The 2,000-nt window shown below is 73.2% G+C and carries 1 protein-coding gene; it reads right to left on the bottom strand.

All coding sequences use genetic code 11. The features are described from left to right. On the bottom strand, positions 1-1,567 hold a 1,567-nt coding region (locus CA983_RS43130; RefSeq protein WP_244207348.1), incomplete at its 3' end, for a ricin-type beta-trefoil lectin domain protein. Positions 1,568-2,000: the final 433 nt, after the last annotated feature.

The following is a 2,000-nucleotide window of genomic DNA, read 5'->3' as shown; positions in this document are numbered from 1 at the left end:
CCCGAGGGGCATCCCGCCCCCGCCGCTCCCCCGGCTCCCTCGCCTCGCCCCCGGCGGCGACCTCCGGTTCCAGCGCCCATCGCTGCGCCTCTGATCCGTCGCGCCCGGCGACGATCACGTTCCGGCCCTTGCCGTGGGCGACGGCCAGCCCCTTGCCGCCGCGAGGCAGGAGTTCGCCGCGCACGGTCAGGTCGTAGCGCACGACTCCGGCGTGCACGAGGCAGCCGGCCAGGACGACCGAGCCCTCCGCGGGGTCGGAGCCGAGGCAGAGGGTGGGGTCGGCGGCGCTGCGCAGCATGCCGTCGTCCCGGTACGACCACTGGAGGGACCCGGCGGCGGAGCAGGAGGTCAGGGCGGCGCGGGCGTCGGCCCGGGCCCGGCCGCCCCGGACGTCGAGACACAGGCCGGCGTCGAGGTTGCGCAACCGCCCACGGGCCACTTCGGCGGTGTGGCCCGCGGACGCGGCCGACGGGAGGCCGGCCGAGGAGGTCCCCGCGGAATCCGGGGCGACGGAGTGGCCGCTGACCGCTCCCCAGGTGGCCTGGGGCGCGACGGTGCCGCCTTCCTCCGTCCAGCCCCTGGCGGCGAGCAGCGTCGCGAGCAGGACGAGGGAGGTGACCCCGACCGCGGCGGCCAGCGCCTTCGTGTGTCTCCTCGAAGGCCCGAGCCGGCCGCCCGCCGGCAGGGCATGGGCCCGGAGCCGGTGGCGGCCACCGGCCGGGACTGGGGGCAAGACGCCCCGGCCCCCGTCGCGGCCCGGCCGTGATTCGAGGTAGCGGCGGGCGCCCCAGCCGAGCACGGTCTCGACGAGCAGGTCCTCCAAGCCGCCCTCGAAATGGCTGAGTTGCTCGGCGGCGTGCCGGCAGTAGCGGCAGACCATCAGATGCCGTTGCACATCCGGCAGCAGGGCCCCGCCGCGGCGCATCGGAACGTCCAGCAGGCGGTTGTAGAAGCGGCATTCCTGCGTCGGCGCGAGTTCCCGGTGGGCCCGGACGCAACCCGCCCGGAATTGCTCGCGCGCCTGCTCCAGCGCGGTCGACGCGGTACGGACGTCCACTCCCAGCAGACCGGCCGGTACGGATATGGGCTCGGCCTCCACCTCCGTGTGCCACAGCAGACATTGGGAAGCCCCCGGAAGGGCCCGGAATGCGCGCTCGGCGAGCCGCCGCCTTTCCGGTGTCGCAGGCCGCGCGGCACGCAGACCCCGGGCGCCGACGGGTTTGCGGAGTTCCGGCAGTACTCCCGAAATGCCGTCGTCGGCGGCCCACTCCCCGACCGTGTCCCGCACGGCCTCGAGCAGTCGCGGGCGCAGGGCGCCGCCGCCCGGCCGGGCGAGTTCCCGGCGGAACGCGGCGGCGGCCGCCATCGACGCCGAATCCTGCGAGGAGGCCAGGCAGATCACGGCGTACTCGTACGCCGCCCGCCAGTGCCGGGCCAGCAACAGCGCGGCGGCGCGCGGGCCTTCACCGGGATCACCGGCCCGGGCGAGGAGATCGCGGTCGGAATCCGCCGGCCCCGTTCCGGGGCGCGGCGGGTACGGCGGGCGTGGGGGGTAGGGGGATTGCACTGAACCATTTCCTTCCAGCCGCAGGACGGCATACGAATTGCGCGTCCGTCGGAAAGCAGGTGCGTGATTGGTGCATACCTGTGCCGCGTCAGCTGCGGACTCGGCTGTGAGGTGGCTCACTTTCGCACATGCGACTCACAGGTAACAAGGAGTTCGGATGACCCAAGTTCAAAACGAGGTAAATTCAGAAACGTTACCGGCGGTATCAGCACCGGCTTTCGAAAATTTCGCCGCGGTGGGCCTCAACTTGTGTGCAGTCAAAGGCTGTTGGTCCACGAAATCTCCAACTCCCAACTCCACAGCCCGCTCCCATGTCGGGGCGGGCAGGAAGCGAGTGCCGAGACCGGCGGCCGGGACGACCGCCTTGCGCACGATGCGGGCGGGGGGTGACCGGGCGGAAGGGTGGGGGCGAAGGCGACGCCCGAGGAGATGC

Origin of the sequence: Streptomyces swartbergensis (assembly GCF_002148965.1) — a bacterium.
Taxonomy (GTDB): Bacteria; Actinomycetota; Actinomycetes; order Streptomycetales; family Streptomycetaceae; genus Streptomyces; species Streptomyces swartbergensis.
The sequence above is the reverse complement of the archived record's forward strand: the minus strand, read 5'-3'. Positions and strand labels throughout refer to the sequence as shown.